Here is an 18,086-nt window from a genome sequence, read left to right as displayed (position 1 = left end):
CCCGATGTCAGTTCGTGCTGGTGGCCGCCAGCCATTCGTCGATCCAGGCCTTGCGGTTCTTATCGACCACGTCGGGGCTCATCAGGAAGGTCTTCGACGGAACGACCAGCTTGCTGAAGGCATCCGGCAGAGGCTCGGAAGTGGCCGCGGCCGGCATCATCCAGTTGTTGGTTGGGATCGTATCCTGGAAGCCCGGGGAGACCATGAACTTCAGGAAGTCGCGGGCAAGCTCCTTGTTCGGCGAGGATTTGATCAGGCCGGCCACTTCGATCTGGATGTAATGGCCCTCGGAGAAGGCTGCTGCCTGATAACGGTCAGTCTTGTCGGTGATCATGTGATAGGCCGGCGACGTCGTATAGGAGAGCACCATCGGTGCCTCACCCTTGGTGAAGAGGTCATAGGCTTCCGACCAGCCGGGCGTCACGGTCAGGATGCGACCCTTCAGCTTCGTCCAGGCATCCGCCGCCTTGTCGCCATAGACGGACTTGACCCAGAGCAGCAGCCCGAGGCCCGGCGTCGATGTGCGCGGGTCCTCGATGACGATCTTCTGTGACGGATCACCTTCGACCAGATCCTTCATGCTCTTCGGAGGGTTCTTGATCGCCTGCGTGTCGTAGACCACGGCAAAATGACCGAAATCGTAGGGAACGAAGACGTCATCCTTGAAATCGCCGGGGACCTTCAGGCCCGATGTGTCGATGCCGCTGGCATCGAACAGGCCGGTGTCCTTGGCCTCGTCGACGAGATTGGTGTCGAGGCCGAGAACGATGTCTGCCTTGGTGCCCGCGCCCTCCAGCTTCAGGCGGGAGAGCAGGGCCACGCCGTCGGTGACGCTGACGTAATTGACCGTGCAGCCGCAGGTCTTCTCGAAAGCGGCCTTGACTTTGGCGCCCGGACCCCAGTCGGCGGTGAAGCTTTCATAGGTGTAGATCGTGAGCGTCTTGTCAGCGGCTTCGGCGCCGTGCGCGGCAAAAAGCGTAGCACCGGCGGCGAGAACCAGGCCGGCAAACAGTGATAACAGCGATCTATTGGGCATGACAGCGCCTCCTCCTCGTTAGTTTCGTCTCGAGCGGGAAAGGGCGCCATGATTTCGTCACGCGTCTAATCCCTCCGCCGGTGTTAGCCGGATCAGGTTCCGCGGGTTGGCTGGTGAAGGCCTCTCAGCCAGATGTCTTCCAAGACATAAGGCACCCCGTTAGAGCGTCGGAAGGTTTAGTCCTGTGACGGAAGGATGACAAGGGGGGATTCCCCTGTCGATTGCAGGGTTCGTGTCTTACTCGGCCGCGTGGGCGGCGGCCGAGCTGTCGAGTTTCTTGGCAGCGTTGGGCAGTTGCACATTCCTCAGCGCAATGGAGGTCAGCAGGCCGAGGAAGCAGATGGCGGCGGCCGTCATGAACAGCGGACTGAAGGCGCTGGCATAGGCATTGGCAACGCCTTCGCGCGTGGCATCCGGCAAGGCGGCCATCATCTTCGGCGTCAGTTCCTCGATATTGGTGACGCCGGGAATGGAGACGCCGACATTGCCGAGCTTGGCGGCGATGATGGCGCCGTAAATGGAAATGGCGATCGAGGCGCCGCCCATGCGCGAAAGCGTCACGGCGCCGGTGGCGGCACCGACGTCACGGCTGGCGGCGGCGTTCTGCACGCCGATGACCGGGACCTGCTGCGCCAGACCGATGCCGATGCCGTGCAGCAGCATCAGGGCGCCGATGAAAACGATCGGCGTGCCGGCATGAACCTGCGCCAGCGTGACGAAAGCAATGGTGCTGCAGGCGGCGCTGGCGATGGCGAAGGGCTTGTAGCGGCCCCTCATCGAGATCAGCCGGCCGGCCGAGAGCGAGCCGCAGACGATACCGCCCGTCAACAGGATGAACAGCAGGCCGGCCATCGACGGCGACAGGCCGGTGGTCGTCTGCAGGAAGAGCGCGAAGTAGTTGACCATGCCGATGGCGACCGCGCCACTGGTGACCGAAATGATCAGGAGCAGGCCGAAGGTCGGGTTGCGGAACAGCGTTAGCGGCACGATCGGCTCCGACGCCCGGCGTTCGACGAAGACCCAGGCCAGCGCACACAACACGCCAAAAGCGATGATGCCGAGGCATTGCGGCGCGAGCAGCGAACCGAAGAGCTCAGTGCCGTCGGCGGCGAGCACGATGCTGGTGGTGGTCAGCGCAAGGAGGATCGCGCCGGCGTAATCGATTTTCGGCCGGCGGGCCGGCTTGCGGTAAGGCAGCATGAAGGCGAGGCCGGCGAGGACGACGAAGCCGATCGGCACGTTGACGAGGAAGATCGAGCGCCAGCCGAAGAGGTCGCTCATCGTGCCGCCCAGAACGGGGCCGATGGCGCCGGAGGCCATCAGCACCAGGCTGGAATAGCTTTGATAGCGGGCGCGTTCCCGAGGCTCGAACAGATCCGCGTTGACCGCGAAGATCGACACCAGGATGCCGCCACCGCCAAGGCCCTGCAGGACGCGGGCGGCGATCAGCGTGTTCATCGAAATCGCAAGGCCGCAGACGGTCGAGCCGATGGTGAAGATGGCGATTGCGGCCATCATCACATATTTGCGGCCGAAGAGGTCGCCGAGCTTGCCGTACACCGGCATGGAGGCGGACAGAGCGAGCAGATAAGCGGAGCCGATCCAGCCGAAGCGTTCCAGATGCCCAAATTCCCCGACGATGGTTGGCAACGCCGTCGATACGATCTGGTTGTCCAGTGTTGCCATGAACATGGCGGTCATCAGGAAAAAGAAGAGAATAAGCCTGCGGCGGTGGTCCGCCACGAGTGGCGCGGGCGTAGTTTGCATATCCATGGAACGAGAAATCCGAGCTTGCCCGGAACGCTACGCGTTCGATCGAACGCATGGGAACGCCCCGGTTCCTGAATGCGGAACATGGCGCTTTCGGGCAATTATTCGAAAGCGGATGTTTCGCGACAACATATGTGCTATCAGCATATAATTGTCAATGACAAACGAATGCTGTTTGCATATTTTAATTCTTCTCCGTCTCTGATATGTTGGAATGATGACAACAGCAACGAACACACGAGAAGTTGAAGCCTCGCCATTGCCTGAAGATGAAAACCTGTTGCGTATCGGGCAAGTTATGACGCGCATGCGCGTGATGACGGGCCGCCGCATGATCGGCCGGCTTGCCATCCAGAATGTCGCGCCGGGCCTGGAGCTTTCGCATCTCGACGTCATCGATACCGTGAGGCGCGCGGAAGGGTCCGGCGAAGTCACGGTCGGGACGATTGCCGAGATCTTGCGTATCGATCCGTCGCGGGCAAGCCGTATCGTCGCTGAGATGGTCACCCGCGGCGTGCTGCGTCGCAAGGCGTCGCAGGCGGATGCGCGCCGCATCATCGTTGTGCTGACCGCACTCGGCCAGAGGTTGCTCGCCGAGATCCAAGCGCAGAAATTCGCCTTGATCGAGAGCATCGTGGCTGATTGGTCGGCCGAGGATGTCGAGGCCTTTTCGCGGTTGTTCGACCGTTTTATCGGCGGCTATGAACATGCTTTTCAGACGCGTCTCAAGGACACCGACGGCTGAATGCCGGTCGGGCGCTAAACAGCGCTCTTCCCTAGTGATGCGTCTTTGCGCTATGGGCTTGGCACATGAGCCAATCCACCACCTTCACCATCCTTCTCGGCGGCGAGCTTCGCTTGACGGACCGGCTGCGTGCCGCCACGGCCGGCAGCCGTTTCATCGCAGCGGATGGCGGCATGCGTCATGCCGTGGTGCTCAACGCGGCGCCCGAGCTCTGGGTCGGCGATTTCGACTCGACGCCGGAGGATCTGCTGGGCGCGTTCCCGGATGTGCCCAAGCAGCCCTATCCGGCGGCAAAGGCGGCGACGGATGGCGAGATTGCCATATCGGAAGCGATCGACCGCGGCGCGAAACGGTTGATCCTTGCCGGGGCCATGGGTGGCGAGCGTTCTGATCACGCGATCCAGCATCTGCTCTATGGCATTCAACTCGCTGAAAAAGGTTTTGACGTCCTGCTGACCTCCGGCGACGAAGAGGCCGTGCCGCTGCTGCCGGGCGATCTGGAACTGGCATTGCCGGCCGGCTCGCTGTTTTCGATTCTCGGCTTCAGCGATCTGACGGGTCTCTTCATTCACAACGCCCGCTATCCCTTGCGCGATTTCCATCTGCCCTTTGGCGCATCGCGCACCATTTCCAATGTGGCGGAAGGTCCTGTGCGCCTTTCGCTCGGCAGCGGCAGGGCCATCGTCCTTGCCCGCCCCTATGATCTCAGTGGAGTCTGATCTTGGCCCCTCCCATCCTGAAACTTGACGACATCTTCCTGAGCTTCGGTGGCGCGCCGCTCCTGGCCGGCGCCGGGCTGCAGGTGGAGCCGGGCGACAAGATCTGCCTTGTCGGCCGCAATGGTTCGGGCAAGTCGACTCTCCTGAAGATCGCCGCCGGTCTCGTCGAGGCGCAATCCGGCGAAGTCTTCCGCCATCCGTCGTCGACGGTGCGTTATCTTGAACAGGCACCGGATTTCGCCGATTACAAGACCGTCGCCGCCTATGCCGAAGCCGGGCTCGGACCGGGCGACGATCCCTATCGCGTCACCTATCTGCTCTCCCATCTTGGCCTGACCGGCGAGGAAGATCCGAAAAACCTTTCGGGTGGTGAGGCCCGCCGCGCGGCTCTGGCCCGCGTTCTGGCACCGGAGCCGGATATCTTGCTGCTGGACGAGCCGACCAACCATCTGGACCTGCCGACCATCGAATGGCTGGAAGGCGAGCTGCAGAAGAGCCGCAGCGCCCTGGTGCTCATCTCGCACGACCGTCGCTTCCTGGAAAAAGTATCGACGGCGACCGTCTGGCTCGATCGCGGCACGTCGCGGCGGCTCGATCGCGGCTTTGCGTTTTTCGAAGCCTGGCGCGACCAAGTGCTGGAGGCCGAAGAGCTGGAACAGCACAAGCTCGGCAAGGCGATCGAACGCGAAGAGCATTGGTTGCGCTACGGCGTGACCGCGCGGCGCAAGCGCAACATGCGCCGCCTTGGAGAATTGCAGGACATGCGCGCGCGCCATCGCGGCCACAAGGGGCCGCAGGGCACTGTGCAGGCGGCTGCCGCCGACGCGCAGGAGAGCGGCAAGCTGGTGATAGAGGCTGACAAGATCACCAAAACTTATGACGAGCGTCTCATCGTCGCGCCGTTTTCGATCCGTGTGCATCGTGGCGATAGCATCGGCCTTGTCGGTCCGAACGGCGCCGGCAAGACGACATTGCTGAAGATGTTGACCGGTCAATTGGCGCCGGACAACGGTACGGTCAAGCTCGGCACCAATCTGGAGATTGCCACGCTCGACCAGAAGCGCGAAGACCTTAATCCGGAGGATACGCTCGCCAACTATCTGACCGATGGCCGCGGCGAAAACCTGCTGGTCAATGGCGAGCAACGGCATGTCACCGGCTATATGAAGGAGTTCCTCTTCCAGCCGGAGCAGGCGCGTACGCCGATCAAGAATCTTTCCGGTGGTGAGCGCGCCCGGCTGATGCTGGCCCGCATCCTGTCGCGGCCGACCAATCTCCTGATCCTCGACGAACCGACCAACGATCTCGATATCGAGACGCTGGATTTGCTTCAGGAGATTGTCGCCGGCTTCAATGGCACCGTTATCCTCGTCAGCCACGACCGCGACTTCCTCGACCGCACCGTGACCTCGACGATCGCTCCAGCCAATCCCGAGGAGCCCGACGGTCGTTGGATCGAATATGCCGGCGGTTATTCCGACATGCTCGCTCAGCGCAAGGGCGCGATCGAAGAACGCCGGCGCGCTGAAAAGACGGCCGAGAAGCCGAGGGCCGCAGAAACGTCGGTAGCGGCTGCCGAGCCTTCGAAGGGCAAGGGCAAGCTCTCCTACAAGCAGAAATTCGCTTTGGAGAACCTGCCGAAGGAGATGGCGAAGGCCGAGGCTGATATCGCCGCTCGCGAAAGGAAAATGGCCGATCCCAACCTCTTCGCCAAGGATCCGGCGAGCTTCAACCGCCTCGCCGCCGAAATGGAAAAGCTGCGCGACGGCCTGACCAAGATGGAAGAGGAATGGTTGGAACTCGAGATTCTGCGGGAAGAGCTTGAAGGGTGAGGACCGGTCCATACCGTGTCATCAACCCTTCATCGCTATCGGTATATTAAAAAAAACAAATAGTTGCAGCCGACACGCTGCAGCTATTCCCTGTTGTCGAAATCGATAAACTGTTTATACATTGTGTTGAAAGTGCCAGACTGGAGTATCATGCTTTCGGGTGAAATCACCCTTCAGGCGAACAAGATGCTACAGGCTAAAAGTCCAGAGCGACCTTTGTACGTTCAAGCGAACGCGGCGCTCTAGAGCTGGAGGACGTCGCGGATCGTCAGTCATCCGCGACGCATTTGGGAAGTCCGAAGAGACCTGGCCGGAATCCGTTATCGGCGGTGGCAGGTCCTTCGCGGAAGGCTGCAGGCAGACATGACGAACGCTTAACGCGGCAGTTTTGCCGTGGGTGATCTATTGTTTAGGGGGTCCTTCATGCCGATGACGCTGGCGCGTGTCGCTTTATTGAGCTGTGCAATTACTGTTCTTACGGGGGCTCAGGCGCTGGCGCAGAGTGCGCCGCCCGCGGCACCCGTGACGGTCGCCAAGCCCATCGTCCGGGACGTGATCGATAGCGATGAATTCATCGGCCGCTTCCAGGCGGTCGACGAGGTCTCCGTCCGCTCGCGCATCGGCGGCTATCTGCAGGAAGTGCATTTTCAGGACGGTACAATGGTGAAGCAGGGAGACCTGCTCTTCGTCATCGACCAGCGGCCCTACGTCAACGCACTGAATGAAGCCACGGCTTCCCTGGAAGTCGCGAAGTCGACGCTCACGAACGCCGATGCGCAATTTCAGCGGACGCAGGCATTGGCGGGCACCGGCAGTCTCTCCGCGTCCAATCTCGACGATCGCCGCCGCGACCTGATCTCGGCGCAGGCAAATGTCCGCGGCGCGCAGGCGGCTGTCGATCGCGCCTCGCTCGACATGGAATATACCAAGATCACCGCGCCGCTCGGTGGTCGTATCGACCGACGCCTGATTTCCGTCGGCAACCTCGTCCAGGCGGATCAGACGGTGTTGACGACGATCGTCGCGCTCGATCCGATCGATTTCTATTTCGACGTCGACGAACGCCGGCTGCTGTCCTATGCCGACGAGGCGCGCAAGAACGGCAGCGCCCTCCAGCAGGGCGGCGGTGGCCTCGATGTCACCGTCACGATCGCCGACCCGCACCAGCAGCCGTTCAAGGGCAAGCTCGATTTCGCAGAAAACCGCGTCGACAACGAAAGCGGCACGATCCGCGTGCGCGCCCGTTTTCCCAATCCGAATTTCGTCCTGCAGCCCGGCCTGTTCGGGCGCATTCAGGTCGCGGGTTCCAACAGCTACAAGGCGATCCTCGTTCCCGATGAAGCCATCGGTGCCGATCAGGATCAACGCGTCGTCTACGTCGTCGGTGCCGATGGCGGTATTACGCCGAAGTCCGTGCGGCTTGGGCCGAAGCTTTACGGCTATCGCGTCATTCGAAGCGGCATGACCGGTGACGAGACCATCGTCGTTAACGGGCTGATGCGCATCCGGCCCGGTGTAAAGGTCGCGCCGCAATTGATCCAGCTTCCGCAGGAAGCGGCGAACGAGGAGGCGCCGGCCCAGGCAGCGGTTCAGGGGTCGGACCAATGAGATTTTCCCATTTCTTCGTCGACCGGCCGATTTTCGCGTCGGTTCTTTCCATCGTGCTGCTGATTGTCGGCGGCATCGCCTATTTCCAGCTTCCGGTCGCGCAATATCCCGAGGTCGCGCCGCCGACCATCGTGGTGCGAACGTCCTATCCGGGCGCGGATTCGCAGACGATCGCCGATACGGTGGCGACACCGATCGAGCAGGAGGTCAACGGTGTCGAGGACATGCTTTATATGTCCTCCTATTCCAGCGCCGATGGTTCGATGTCGCTGACCATCACCTTCAAGCTCGGTACGGATCTCGACAAGGCGCAGGTGCTGGTCCAGAACCGCGTCGCTATCGCCGAACCGCGCCTGCCGGACGATGTTCGGCGCATCGGCATCACCACGGTCAAAAGCTCGCCCGATCTGATGATGGTCGTGCATCTGCTTTCGCCCAGCAATCGTTATGATCAGCTTTATATCTCCAACTACGCCCGCACGCGTATCCGCGACCTTCTCGTCCGCCTCGACGGTGTCGGCGACGTCCAGCTCTTTGGCGAGCGGCAATATTCGCTGCGCATCTGGCTCGACCCGGAAAAGCTTTCCGCCTACGGCATGACCGCCGGCGATATCGTCCAGGCGCTAAGGGATCAGAACGTGCAGGTATCGGGCGGCTCGATCGGCGGGCCGCCGATTTCGGGCACCAACGCCTTTCAATATACGGTGACGACCCAGGGACGTTTTTCCGATCCCAGGCAATTCCGCTATGTCATCGTCAAGGCGACGGATAGTGGCAGGCTCGTGCAGCTGCAGGACGTGGCGCGCATCGAGCTCGGTGCCCAGGACTACGTCACCAATAGTTATCTGAACGGCGCCCCCGCCGTTGCGCTCGGCATCTTTGCGCGGCCTGGCACCAATGCGCTCGACGCCGCCGCGTCCATCCAGAAGACGATGAAGGATCTGGCGCAGGATTTCCCCCAGGGCCTCGAATATCGCATCGTCTACAATCCGACCGACTTCATCTCAGAATCGATCAACGAGGTGTACAAGACGATCTTCGAGGCCGCCATCCTCGTCGCCATCGTCGTGCTGGTCTTCCTGCAATCCTGGCGAACGGCGATCATTCCGATCGTTGCAATTCCGGTATCGCTGATCGGCACCTTCGCGTTTCTGCTTGCGCTCGGTTTTTCGCTGAACATGCTGACGCTGTTCGGCCTGGTGCTGGCCATCGGTATCGTCGTCGACGATGCGATCGTCGTCGTCGAAAATGTCGAGCGCAATCTCGCACTCGGAATGACACCGAGAGAAGCCGCGCATGTGACCATGAACGAGGTCGGCACCGCCGTGCTGGCGATCTCGCTGGTTCTGATCGCCGTCTTCCTGCCGACGGCTTTCATTCCCGGCATAACGGGGCAATTCTACCGGCAGTTCGCGGTGACCATTTCCGTCGCGACGGCGATCTCCTGCCTGAATTCGCTGACGCTGTCGCCGGCGCTTGCGTCGATCGTATTGCGTCCGCACGACCATAAGAAGTCGAACAGCATCTTCTCACGCTTTGGCCGCGCTCTGGGCAATGGGTTCAACCAGGGTTTCGATCGGATGAGCCGCGGCTATTCCTGGATCATCCGCCATCTGGTCACCACCTGGGTCGCGCGCGGCTGTGCCCTTCTCGTTTTCGTAGGGCTGCTTGGCGCGACGTTGTACATGGGCAGGATCGTGCCGCAAGGCTTCATCCCGACCATGGACCAGGGCTATGCCATCGTCGTCGTGCAGCTTCCGGATGGCGCGTCGTTGGCGCGTACCAACGCGGTCATTCAGAAGGCGACGGAGATCATCCGGAAAACACCGGGCGTCGAAAATGCCGTCGCCTTTGCCGGTTTCAATGGCGCGACCTTCACGAATGCCTCGAATTCCGGCGTCATCTTCACGCCGTTCAAGCCGTTCGAGGAAAGACTGAAGAGCGGAGAATCGGCGAGCAAGATCATCGGTCAGCTTTACGGCAGTCTTCAAGGCATCCAGGAAGCCTTCATCATTGCCATTCCGCCGCCTTCCATCCGCGGCGTCGGCAATTCCGGCGGCTTCAAAATGCAGATCATGGATCGGGAAAATCCCGATATGCGCCGTATTCTGCCGCTTGCCTATCAGCTCATGGGCGTGGCCGCACAGAACAAGGGCGTTAGCGGCGTCTTCACCACTTTCTCGGCCAATAGCCCGCAATATTTCCTGGCGATCGATCGCGATAAGGCGCGGGCGCTGAACGTGCCGATCCCGAATATCTTCGAGACTTTGTCGATCAATCTCGGCACGTCCTATGTCAACGACTTCAACGCCTTCGGCCGCGTATATCAGGTGCGGGCGCAGGCAGACCAGCAATTCCGTATGGACCGCGACGATATTCTCGCGCTGAAGGTTCGTTCGGCCACCGGTGCGCTCGTGCCGCTCGGTACGCTGGTCGACATCAGGGATACGACCGGGCCGACACTCGTTCAACGCTACAATATGTATGTCTCGGTTCCCCTCCAGGGCAATCCGGGGCAGGGTGTTTCGACCGGCACCGCGCTCGATACGATGGAAGGACTGGCGAAGAATCTGCTGCCGCCGGGCACGACGTTCGAATGGACGGAACTTGCTTATCAGGAGCGGAATACCGGCAATACGGCGGTCTATATCTTTGCGCTGTCGGTCATCTTCGTCTTCCTGGCGCTTTCGGCGCAATATGAAAGCTGGATCCTGCCGCTTGCCATCATCCTGATCGTGCCGCTGGCGGTGCTCGCTGCTCTGATCGGCGTGCATCTCAGGGGCATGGACAACAATATCCTGACGCAGATCGGCCTCATCGTGCTGATCGGCCTTGCGGCGAAAAACGCGATCCTGATTGTGGAATTCGCCCGACAGGCGCAGTTGGAGGGCAAGAGTGCCGTCGAAGCGGCGATCGAGGCCAGCCATCTGCGTTTGCGGCCAATCCTGATGACTGCCTTCGCCTTCATCTTCGGTGTCGTGCCGCTGATGATCGCCACCGGCCCCGGCGCGGAAATGCGCCAGTCGCTCGGCACCGCGGTCTTCTCGGGCATGCTCGGCGTAACGCTGTTCGGCCTGTTCCTGACCCCGGTCTTCTATGTCGTGCTGCGCAGGCGGCGTCGGCAGCCGGAGGCCGTCGAGGACGCGTCGGTGGAGCCCCTGAGGACGGCAACCAAGACGGAAACGCACTAGAGGCATTCCGCTTTCAGGTGGAATCACCTGGAAGCGGATAGAGTGCTGCGGATTAAATAGAACGTACGCCGCTCTAGGCGATGCGCTTGGCCTTCGCCAGCGACCAATAGGCTGGGCCCGACTCGACCTTGTAGCCGATATCGATGCGCGGATTTCGGGCGATCACATAGGACAGCGTGATAACGCCGAGCAAGGGCAGATCGGTCAATACCTTCTTTTCAGCCGCTTGGATGATTGCGATGCGCTTGTTAAAATCAGGTTCGTTCTGGGCCTGAGTAAGAAGATCATCGATGCCGGGAATGGCGACGCCGTAGTGGCTGTAGTTGCCCTGTCCCTTGCCGTCGGCCTTGACTTCGGCGGCGGCGGCAAGCTGGGAGGAGAGCGTCAGTGTCGGTACCGGCGGGAAACTCGATGAGTAGAGGGCGAGCGCATTCTTGTCGAGGCGGTTGTCCGCATGGAAGGCGTTGTGGTCGATCATGCTGAGATCGAGCTTGATGTTCGCTCCGCGCAACTGTTCCTGTATCATCAGCATGATCGAGGAGTAGTCCTCGCGCTGGCTGACATAGCAGGGAATCGTCACGCCGTCGGGATAGCCTGCCTCGGCGAGCAACGCCTTCGCCTTTTCCGGATCGGGCTTGTATTGCAGTTCCGGCGGCAGATCGGCGAGCTTCACGGAGCCGGCAAACTCCGAAGCAATCACCCCGACCATGGGCGCCGCAATGCCGTTGAAGGCAGAGGCGATCGCCGCATTGTCGATGCCGTAGCGTATGGCCTGCCGCACCTTGAGATTGTCCAGCGGCTTGCGGGTCAGGTTGATATTGAGCGTATTGTGGCTGCCCGGCGCCGTCGCATCGAAGATCGTCTGCGGCAAGCGCTGCTTCATCGAGTCGATCCAGCCCGGCGCACGCACCCCTTCGATCATATCGACCTGACCGGACGCAAAGGCGAGGGTCCGCGCAGTCGTATCGGCGATATAGGAGACCTGCAGATTGGGCGTAACCGGAGGGCCTTCAAAATGATCCGGAAAGGCTACGAATTGAATACCGTCCGTCTGGCTGAAGGATTTCACTTGATAGGGACCGGTGCCGATCGGGTCGGTGTTGTAGCCGTCGCCCTTCTCCCCGAACGCCTTCTTGCAAAGAATTGAGACGCTGAGCGTCGAAGCGCAACTGCCGTTGAATAGCGGATCCGGGCTTTTCAGCGTGAAGCGCACCGTCATCGGATCTACGGCCTCGCAGGTGGCAATGTTGGAATAGAACACCTTATTTGCCGTCGGCAGTTTCGGATCGAGCTGGCGGCCGAATGTGAAGACGACGTCGTCGGCAGTCACTTCGCCGTAGCCCTTGTGAAATTTCACGCCGCTGCGGATTTTGTAGGTCCAGGTCTTGGCATCGGCCGACGATTCCCAGCTTTCGGCGATACTGGGCAGAAACTCTTCCGGCTTCACCGCCCAGCGACCATCGGGTGCTTTCACCAGAGTATCGTACATCTGGTCAATGCCCCAGTTGTCGCCGCCATTCAGACCGGTCTGTTGTGGATTGAGGCCGACGGGGCCGCGGGCGGCAAGCGCGATTGTGATGGTGTCGCTGTCCGCTGCAAAGCTCGGTACGCTGGTGACACTGGAGCCCAAGGCGGCTGCGGCTGTCACCAATCCGGTTTGAACGAGAAACTCTCTGCGCGAAACGCTCATCCTGTTTTCCTCCCAGATGCGTTCGAATGATTATCAGCCGCCTATCGAGATCTCCCTGTGCTCCATCTTCGCAGTTCGGACCGTGCGAGGATCGATGCGACCGGCCGCTCAGACAATCCTATGCGCTCGACCTTGTCGCCCCTCCCAAGGCTTCAGCATAAAATCAGATCTGATATAAGATTGCTATTCGGGCACTATGCTGGTGAGTGAAGTGCACGTCAAGGGAGCACATCGGAATATCGCTAGGAGCATCGCGCATTCGGCGGCATTGCCTGCAGGCGGGCAAAGGAGCTCTTTGTCAGTGGGCGGTTCCGTGAAAATTGAACAGTTCCAGACTCGGGATTGAGCCTCGGCGGAATCCAAGCTTTTTGGTTCTCGGCCCGCTTTCGATAAGTTTAGAAGGGCGAGACAGCATCTGATCAAAGATGAGGATTGCGCGGCCGGTATTTTTTTACCAGCCGCTGATTGATCTCCTTGGCGCCTGGCATGTTGGCGCTGAGATAGACCGGCGGATCGCCGTCCTTGCTAAGCTCGGCCGCGACTTCGGCGAAGATGGCGTTCAGCACCGTGGTGCCGATTGCCGTCGATGCCGGCCCGACCCTGAAATCACTGCGCGGCAGACCGATAATGGCGTCGCCCGGCGGCAGGCCGTTGTCGAAGACGATATCGGCGATATCGGCCAAACGACGTCGGCCGTTGGCGATGGCCGTGGAGTAGGCGAGCGAGGTGATGGCAATGACAGTCGCACCGATCTCGCGGCCGTAATCGGCGGCCTCGATCGGGGCGGCGTTGACACCGGAATTGGAGGCGATGACCAGGACATCGCCGGGCTGCATGCCGTAGCGCTCGAAGATCGGCCGTATCAGACCCTCGGTGCGCTCATAGACCGAACTGATCACGGCGCCTTCATGCAGCATGGCCGAGCCGACCAACACGGGGATGGTAAAGGCCAGACCACCGGCGCGGTAGTGCACCTCTTCCGCCAGCATATGCGAATGACCGGTGCCGAAGACATAGACGCGGCGATCGGCTCGTGCCGCCGCGCAAATGACCTCGGCGGCCTTCGCCATCGGTTCGGCGAGCGTTTCGCGCAAGGTTTCCAGCCGGCCGATGAGGGCGGAGAAATAGCTGTCCGTGACTGCGGTCATTCCGTGCCTCTCTACGGTTTCAGGCTGACGGCTGGCCCGAGATCCATGTCCCGGTGACTTCGATGCCGTCGTTGATATGGACGAGATCGGCGCGGGCGCCAGGCGTCAGGTGACCACGATCGGCGAGCCGCAGGAAGCGGGCCGGATAGGACGTCGCCATGCGCAAGGCTTCCGCCAGCGGCAATTCGAGGACGTTCACGCCGTAGCGGATCGTCGAGGCCATATCGACGTCGGAGCCGGCGAGCGTGCCGTCATCGAGCGTCAGCTTCGAGCAATAGCCACCCTTGGTGCGGTAGACGGTGCGGCCGTTCAAGGTGAAGCTCGGAAGATCGGTACCGACCAGCGACATGGCGTCAGTGACGAAGAACAGCCGGCCTTCGCCGCGCTTGGCGCGAAGGGCGATGCGCAGCGCCCGCGGATCGACATGGTGGCCATCGGCGATGATGCCGCACCAGGGCGCGGGATGGTCGATCGCAGCCCCCACGAGGCCCGGAGCGCGATGGCCCATCTGGCTCATGGCGTTGAAGAGATGGGTGACGCCACGGGCACCGGCGTCGAAGCGGGCATCGGCCGCCTCCGCCGTGCTGTCGCTGTGACCGATGCTGACGATGACGCCGCCTTCGTTCAGCGCCTGTACCTGGCGTTCGGTGACCTGCTCCGCCGCCATGGTGATCAGCAGGGTGCCGATCGCCTCGCGGGCGCGGACGAAGGTCTTGACGTCGCTGTCTTCGACGGGGCGCATCAGCTCGGCCAGATGCGCGCCCTTGCGGGCCGGCGCCAGATGCGGGCCTTCGAGATGCAGGCCGGCGACGCCACGGTTGGCCTTGACGGCTTCGGTTGCCGCTTCGATCGCCGCCGTCGTTGCCGCAGCGACATCGGTGATCAGCGTCGGCAGCAGCGCAGTGGTGCCATAGGGACGATGCCCATCGGCGATCATATACATGGATTCGGCAGAGGGCTCGTCATTCAGCATGCGGCCGCCGCCGCCGTTCACCTGTGCGTCGATGAAGCCGGGGGACAGCACGCCGCCTTGAAGGCGGATCACTTCGGCATTGCCGGGCACATTGTTGGCGGCGGTGATGGTCTGTACACGGCCATTGCCCGTCACCAGCGCGCTATCCTCATGAAAGCGCTCGCCGTCGAAGATGCGGGCGCCGGTAAAGACCTTGTAGTCCATCACATGGTCTCCGTTACCTTGAGAAGATTGGCCGGCTTGTCCGGATCGAAACCCTTGCGGCGGGTCACGGACTCGGCAAGACGGTAATAGCAGAGCAGCGATACCAGCGGGTCCAGCAGACCATTGCCGGTGGTGGGCATGCGCAGGTTGATGCCGGGGAGTGCGGCGGTAGAGAAGGATACGGCCGTGGCGCCAAGCTTCTGCAGGCGCTCTAGTGCCTTGGCATTGTTGGCGAAGGCGGCATCGTCCGGCGCGAAAGCGACGATCGGGAAACCCGGCTGAACCAGCCGCATCGGTCCATGCATCAATTCTGCGAGCGAAAAGGCTTCGGCATGCAGGCCGGAGGTTTCCTTGGCCTTCAGCGCTGCCTCCAGCGCAATGGCGAAGGCCGGTCCGCGGCCGCCGGTGTAAAGCGATGAGGCATTGAAGAGCACGTCTTCGGCCGCCTTGCCGTCGATCCCCGATGTCGCAGCGAGTGCTTCCGGCAATTTGGCGAGGCCGGCGGCAAGCGCCTGGTCTCCCGAGATTGCTGCGGTGACGCCCGCAAGTGCGGCGGCGGAGGCAATGAAGGATTTCGTGGCAGCGACACTCTTTTCCGGGCCAGCATTGAGGCCGAGCACGATGTCGGCCTCCTTGGCGAGCGGACTGTCGGTGACGTTGACGACGGCAATCGTCGTGGCGCCGCCCTGCTTAGCGGCCGCCTGCAGCGCGACGATGTCGGGGCTGCCGCCGGATTGCGATACAGTGAAGTGGATGCCGCCCTTCAGGTGGAGAGGAGCGCCGTAGACCGAGGCGATCGAAGGGCCGACGGAGGCGACGGGCACGCCATGGGAGATTTCGAAGAGATATTTGAAGAAGGTGGCGGCGTGATCGGAAGAACCGCGCGCCGCCGTGGTGATCATTGAGGGACGGGTGGAGGAGAAGAGCTTTGCGATTTCGGCAAAGACGGGTTTTTCCTTCTCGAGCAGGGTCGCGACCACGTCAGGCGACTGGCCGGCCTCCGTCAGCATCAGGGATTGGGTCTCGCTCATAGGTCATCTCCAATTCTCAATTCAGCAACGAAATCATAAGCATCGCCGCGATAATGCGAGCGGGTATATTCAACGACGCGCTGGTCTTCCAGGCGTGAAATACGTTCGATCAAAAGCGCCGGCGCGCCGGCCTTGACGTTGAGGATCGACGCGGAGGTCGGATCGAGCGTCACCGCCGTCAGCCGCTGCAGAGCCCGGACTGGCTTGAAGCCATTCGCAGTCAGTGCATCATAAAGCGAACCTTCGGAAACCGCATCCTCACCCAGAAATTTGATCGGAACGACCGCGCGCTCGATCGCAAGTGGCTGCCCGTCCGCAAGGCGCAGGCGGTCGAGCCTAAGTACCGGCTCATCCAGGCCGAGACCGAGCAGGAAGGATTCTTCCGGTGCGGGCGGGCTCACGGTACGCGACAGGATCTTTGCGGCCGGCTCGCGGCCGCGTGAGCGCATATCGGCGGAGAAAGAGGAGAGGCGCCAGAGCGATTGTTCGATACGCTCGACGCGCTCCGACACGAATGTGCCGCTGCCATGACGCGACTCGATCGCACCGGAGGCCAGCAGATCACGATAGGCGGTGCGGACCGTGACGCGGCCGACCTGCAAGGCCTCGGCCAGATCACGCTCGCCCGGCAGTGCCGTTCCCGCTTTCAGCAGGCCTTCCTGGATAAGGCCGGTCAGCGCCTGTGCCAGGCGTTTGTACAACGGCCCGGTCATGGCCTCGTCGCGCAGACCACGGCTGTTCAGCTCAGCGATTAAACTGGTTCTATCCATGGGTCCTTTGTAGAACCTATTTAGAACCAATTCGCAAGGTGAAATTATCTGCAGGCCAAAAACGAATTGGCTGGGCGCGATGTGCGCCTAGAGCGTCGTGCGCCCATTGGAACGCATAAAGGTCGCTTTAGTCTTTTGGATTTAGGGCATTTTATCCGCTTTCAAGTGTTCCCACCTGAAAGCGGAATGTTACTCGCCGACAATTCCGGGATGGGGTGCCTTCAGCTCAATTTTTGGTGAAGATGTAATCCGTTTCCTGTCGCAGCACTTCGCCGGGACGAAGAACGGCGTTCGGGAAGCCCTCATGGTTGATGGCATCCGGCCAGACCTGGGTTTCCAGGCAGAAACCTGCAAAGGGGCCGATCTTGCGGCCGTCATGACCGGGAACGGGAACATCGAGCTTGAAACCGGCATAAAACTGTACGCCGGGTTCGGTTGTGCGCACTTCCAGCGAGACGCCGGAATTGACGCTGCGCGCCAGCACCACCGAGCGCTTGGCGGTGCGTTCGGAAGACAGGCAGAAATTATGATCGTAGAGCGCCTGTTCGGCTCCATCGAAGCGCTTCATCGGTGCCATTTCGCGGAAATCGAAAACGCTGCCGGCAACAGGGCGAACCTCGCCTGTCGGCACCTGCTTCTCGTCGGTCGGCGTATAGTGATCGGCGGCGATCATGATGTCGTGGCCGAGCGCGTCGTCGCGGCCATCGAGGTTGAAATAGGCGTGCTGGCACACATTGGCGAGCGTCGGCTTATCGGTGGTCGATTCGTAGGTGATCGAGAATTCGCCGTTGCCATGCACCCAATAGGTCGCCTGGATCGTGCAATTGCCGGGATAGCCGGCGCGCCCGTCAGGATCGACGATCTTCAGCACGACACGGTCGGCGGCATGTTCGACGATCGTCCAGTTGCGCTTGGCGATATTGTCCTTGCCGCCGTGCAGATGGGTGACGCCTTTTTCGTTGAGTTCGAGCTGATATTCCTTGCCGTCCAATGTGAAGTGGCCGGCGCCGATGCGGTTGGCACAGCGGCCGGGCGTGGCGCCGAAATAGGAGGAATGAGCGGGATAGTCGGCGAAGTTATCGAAGCCGAGCAGAAGGGCAGGGCCGTGACCGTCCAGGCGCAGATCCTGGATGACGGCACCCCAGGTCATGATGTGGGCCATCAGGCCGCCGCCGACGATCTTGACGCGATAGACCGTCTCCCCACTCGCTGTCGTTCCGAAAACTTCGCGTTCCAAACCATTGTCCGTCATATCAGCTATCCATTCCTATTGAAAATTCGAGGCCTGACCCTGCCCCCATTCGCAGTGATCTGCAATCGTTCGATTGCGAAATTTAGGGGCGACCGACGGTCGATCAAGCCTCGGTTT

13 protein-coding genes and 1 riboswitch are annotated in these 18,086 nt (G+C 61.2%); of the genes, 5 read left to right on the top strand and 8 right to left on the bottom strand.

The window, feature by feature from the left end; all coding sequences use genetic code 11:
* Window positions 1-7 precede the first annotated feature (7 nt).
* Together thiB and CCGE525_RS21345 are read right to left on the bottom strand one after the other, a co-directional pair.
* Complete coding sequence (thiB, locus tag CCGE525_RS21350) at window positions 8-1,036, bottom strand: thiamine ABC transporter substrate binding subunit (protein WP_120706040.1); 1,029 nt, start codon at window positions 1,034-1,036, stop codon at window positions 8-10.
* A 52-nt stretch (window positions 1,037-1,088) separates the two neighbouring features.
* Window positions 1,089-1,205, bottom strand: a riboswitch (TPP riboswitch).
* Between the two features lie 68 nt (window positions 1,206-1,273).
* Entirely contained in the window at window positions 1,274-2,809 is a 1,536-nt protein-coding gene (locus tag CCGE525_RS21345) for an MDR family MFS transporter (protein WP_120706039.1), read from the bottom strand.
* A gap of 214 nt (window positions 2,810-3,023) precedes the next feature.
* Between CCGE525_RS21345 and CCGE525_RS21340 the strand changes: the two genes are divergently transcribed.
* The 5 genes from CCGE525_RS21340 (at window position 3,024) to CCGE525_RS21320 (ending at window position 10,901) form a co-directional block, all read left to right on the top strand.
* Window positions 3,024-3,551 carry a MarR family winged helix-turn-helix transcriptional regulator gene (locus CCGE525_RS21340; RefSeq protein WP_120706539.1) on the top strand — a complete coding sequence of 176 codons (528 nt, stop codon included), beginning with the start codon at window positions 3,024-3,026 and terminating at the stop codon, window positions 3,549-3,551.
* A gap of 65 nt (window positions 3,552-3,616) precedes the next feature.
* Window positions 3,617-4,270 carry a thiamine diphosphokinase gene (locus CCGE525_RS21335; RefSeq protein ID WP_120706038.1) on the top strand — a complete coding sequence of 218 codons (654 nt, stop codon included), beginning with the start codon at window positions 3,617-3,619 and terminating at the stop codon, window positions 4,268-4,270.
* A gap of 2 nt (window positions 4,271-4,272) precedes the next feature.
* Complete coding sequence (locus CCGE525_RS21330; protein WP_120706037.1) at window positions 4,273-6,102, top strand: ABC-F family ATP-binding cassette domain-containing protein; 1,830 nt, start codon at window positions 4,273-4,275, stop codon at window positions 6,100-6,102.
* 423 nt (window positions 6,103-6,525) lie between these two features.
* The gene (locus tag CCGE525_RS21325; RefSeq protein ID WP_120706036.1) at window positions 6,526-7,710 is read left to right on the top strand and encodes an efflux RND transporter periplasmic adaptor subunit; all 1,185 of its coding nucleotides are present in this window, start codon (window positions 6,526-6,528) and stop codon (window positions 7,708-7,710) included.
* Entirely contained in the window at window positions 7,707-10,901 is a 3,195-nt protein-coding gene (locus tag CCGE525_RS21320; RefSeq protein WP_120706035.1) for an efflux RND transporter permease subunit, read from the top strand. The genes CCGE525_RS21325 and CCGE525_RS21320 overlap by 4 nt, the downstream gene beginning before the upstream one ends.
* 73 nt (window positions 10,902-10,974) lie before the next feature.
* Here CCGE525_RS21320 and CCGE525_RS21315 read toward each other — a convergent pair whose 3' ends face one another.
* From CCGE525_RS21315 to CCGE525_RS21290, 6 genes are all read right to left on the bottom strand, one after another.
* On the bottom strand, window positions 10,975-12,591 hold the full coding sequence (locus CCGE525_RS21315; RefSeq protein ID WP_120706538.1) for an ABC transporter substrate-binding protein: 1,617 nt from the start codon (window positions 12,589-12,591) through the stop codon (window positions 10,975-10,977).
* Between the two features lie 419 nt (window positions 12,592-13,010).
* A complete protein-coding gene (locus tag CCGE525_RS21310; protein WP_120706034.1) occupies window positions 13,011-13,739 on the bottom strand; it encodes an SIS domain-containing protein in 729 nt (242 codons plus the stop codon).
* A 19-nt stretch (window positions 13,740-13,758) separates the two neighbouring features.
* Window positions 13,759-14,916 (bottom strand): N-acetylglucosamine-6-phosphate deacetylase, encoded by a 1,158-nt coding sequence (gene nagA, locus CCGE525_RS21305; RefSeq protein ID WP_120706033.1) that lies wholly within the window; start codon window positions 14,914-14,916, stop codon window positions 13,759-13,761.
* Complete coding sequence (locus CCGE525_RS21300) at window positions 14,916-15,947, bottom strand: SIS domain-containing protein (RefSeq protein WP_120706032.1); 1,032 nt, start codon at window positions 15,945-15,947, stop codon at window positions 14,916-14,918. Before CCGE525_RS21300 ends, nagA begins: the two co-directional genes overlap by 1 nt.
* A complete protein-coding gene (locus CCGE525_RS21295; RefSeq protein ID WP_120706031.1) occupies window positions 15,944-16,717 on the bottom strand; it encodes a GntR family transcriptional regulator in 774 nt (257 codons plus the stop codon). Before CCGE525_RS21295 ends, CCGE525_RS21300 begins: the two co-directional genes overlap by 4 nt.
* A 226-nt stretch (window positions 16,718-16,943) precedes the next feature.
* Window positions 16,944-17,969: an aldose epimerase family protein gene (locus CCGE525_RS21290; RefSeq protein ID WP_120706030.1), complete on the bottom strand. Its 1,026-nt coding sequence runs from the start codon at window positions 17,967-17,969 to the stop codon at window positions 16,944-16,946.
* Window positions 17,970-18,086: the final 117 nt, after the last annotated feature.

The sequence above is a fragment of the Rhizobium jaguaris genome (genome assembly GCF_003627755.1).
GTDB lineage: Bacteria > Pseudomonadota > Alphaproteobacteria > Rhizobiales > Rhizobiaceae > Rhizobium > Rhizobium jaguaris.
This window is presented reverse-complemented; position numbering and strand designations above follow the sequence as displayed.

Bases quoted from the DNA above. Each gene is read 5' to 3' on its own strand.
- CCGE525_RS21310 (WP_120706034.1), bottom strand. From the start codon at position 13,739: ATGACCGCAGTCACGGACAGCTATTTCTCCGCCCTCATCGGCCGGCTG.
- CCGE525_RS21335 (WP_120706038.1), top strand. From the start codon at position 3,617: ATGAGCCAATCCACCACCTTCACCATCCTTCTCGGCGGCGAGCTTCGC.
- CCGE525_RS21290 (WP_120706030.1), bottom strand. From the start codon at position 17,969: ATGACGGACAATGGTTTGGAACGCGAAGTTTTCGGAACGACAGCGAGT.
- CCGE525_RS21345 (WP_120706039.1), bottom strand. From the start codon at position 2,809: ATGGATATGCAAACTACGCCCGCGCCACTCGTGGCGGACCACCGCCGC.
- nagA (WP_120706033.1), bottom strand. From the start codon at position 14,916: ATGGACTACAAGGTCTTTACCGGCGCCCGCATCTTCGACGGCGAGCGC.
- CCGE525_RS21340 (WP_120706539.1), top strand. From the start codon at position 3,024: ATGACAACAGCAACGAACACACGAGAAGTTGAAGCCTCGCCATTGCCT.
- CCGE525_RS21320 (WP_120706035.1), top strand. From the start codon at position 7,707: ATGAGATTTTCCCATTTCTTCGTCGACCGGCCGATTTTCGCGTCGGTT.
- CCGE525_RS21315 (WP_120706538.1), bottom strand. From the start codon at position 12,591: ATGAGCGTTTCGCGCAGAGAGTTTCTCGTTCAAACCGGATTGGTGACA.
- CCGE525_RS21325 (WP_120706036.1), top strand. From the start codon at position 6,526: ATGCCGATGACGCTGGCGCGTGTCGCTTTATTGAGCTGTGCAATTACT.
- CCGE525_RS21295 (WP_120706031.1), bottom strand. From the start codon at position 16,717: ATGGATAGAACCAGTTTAATCGCTGAGCTGAACAGCCGTGGTCTGCGC.
- thiB (WP_120706040.1), bottom strand. From the start codon at position 1,036: ATGCCCAATAGATCGCTGTTATCACTGTTTGCCGGCCTGGTTCTCGCC.
- CCGE525_RS21300 (WP_120706032.1), bottom strand. From the start codon at position 15,947: ATGAGCGAGACCCAATCCCTGATGCTGACGGAGGCCGGCCAGTCGCCT.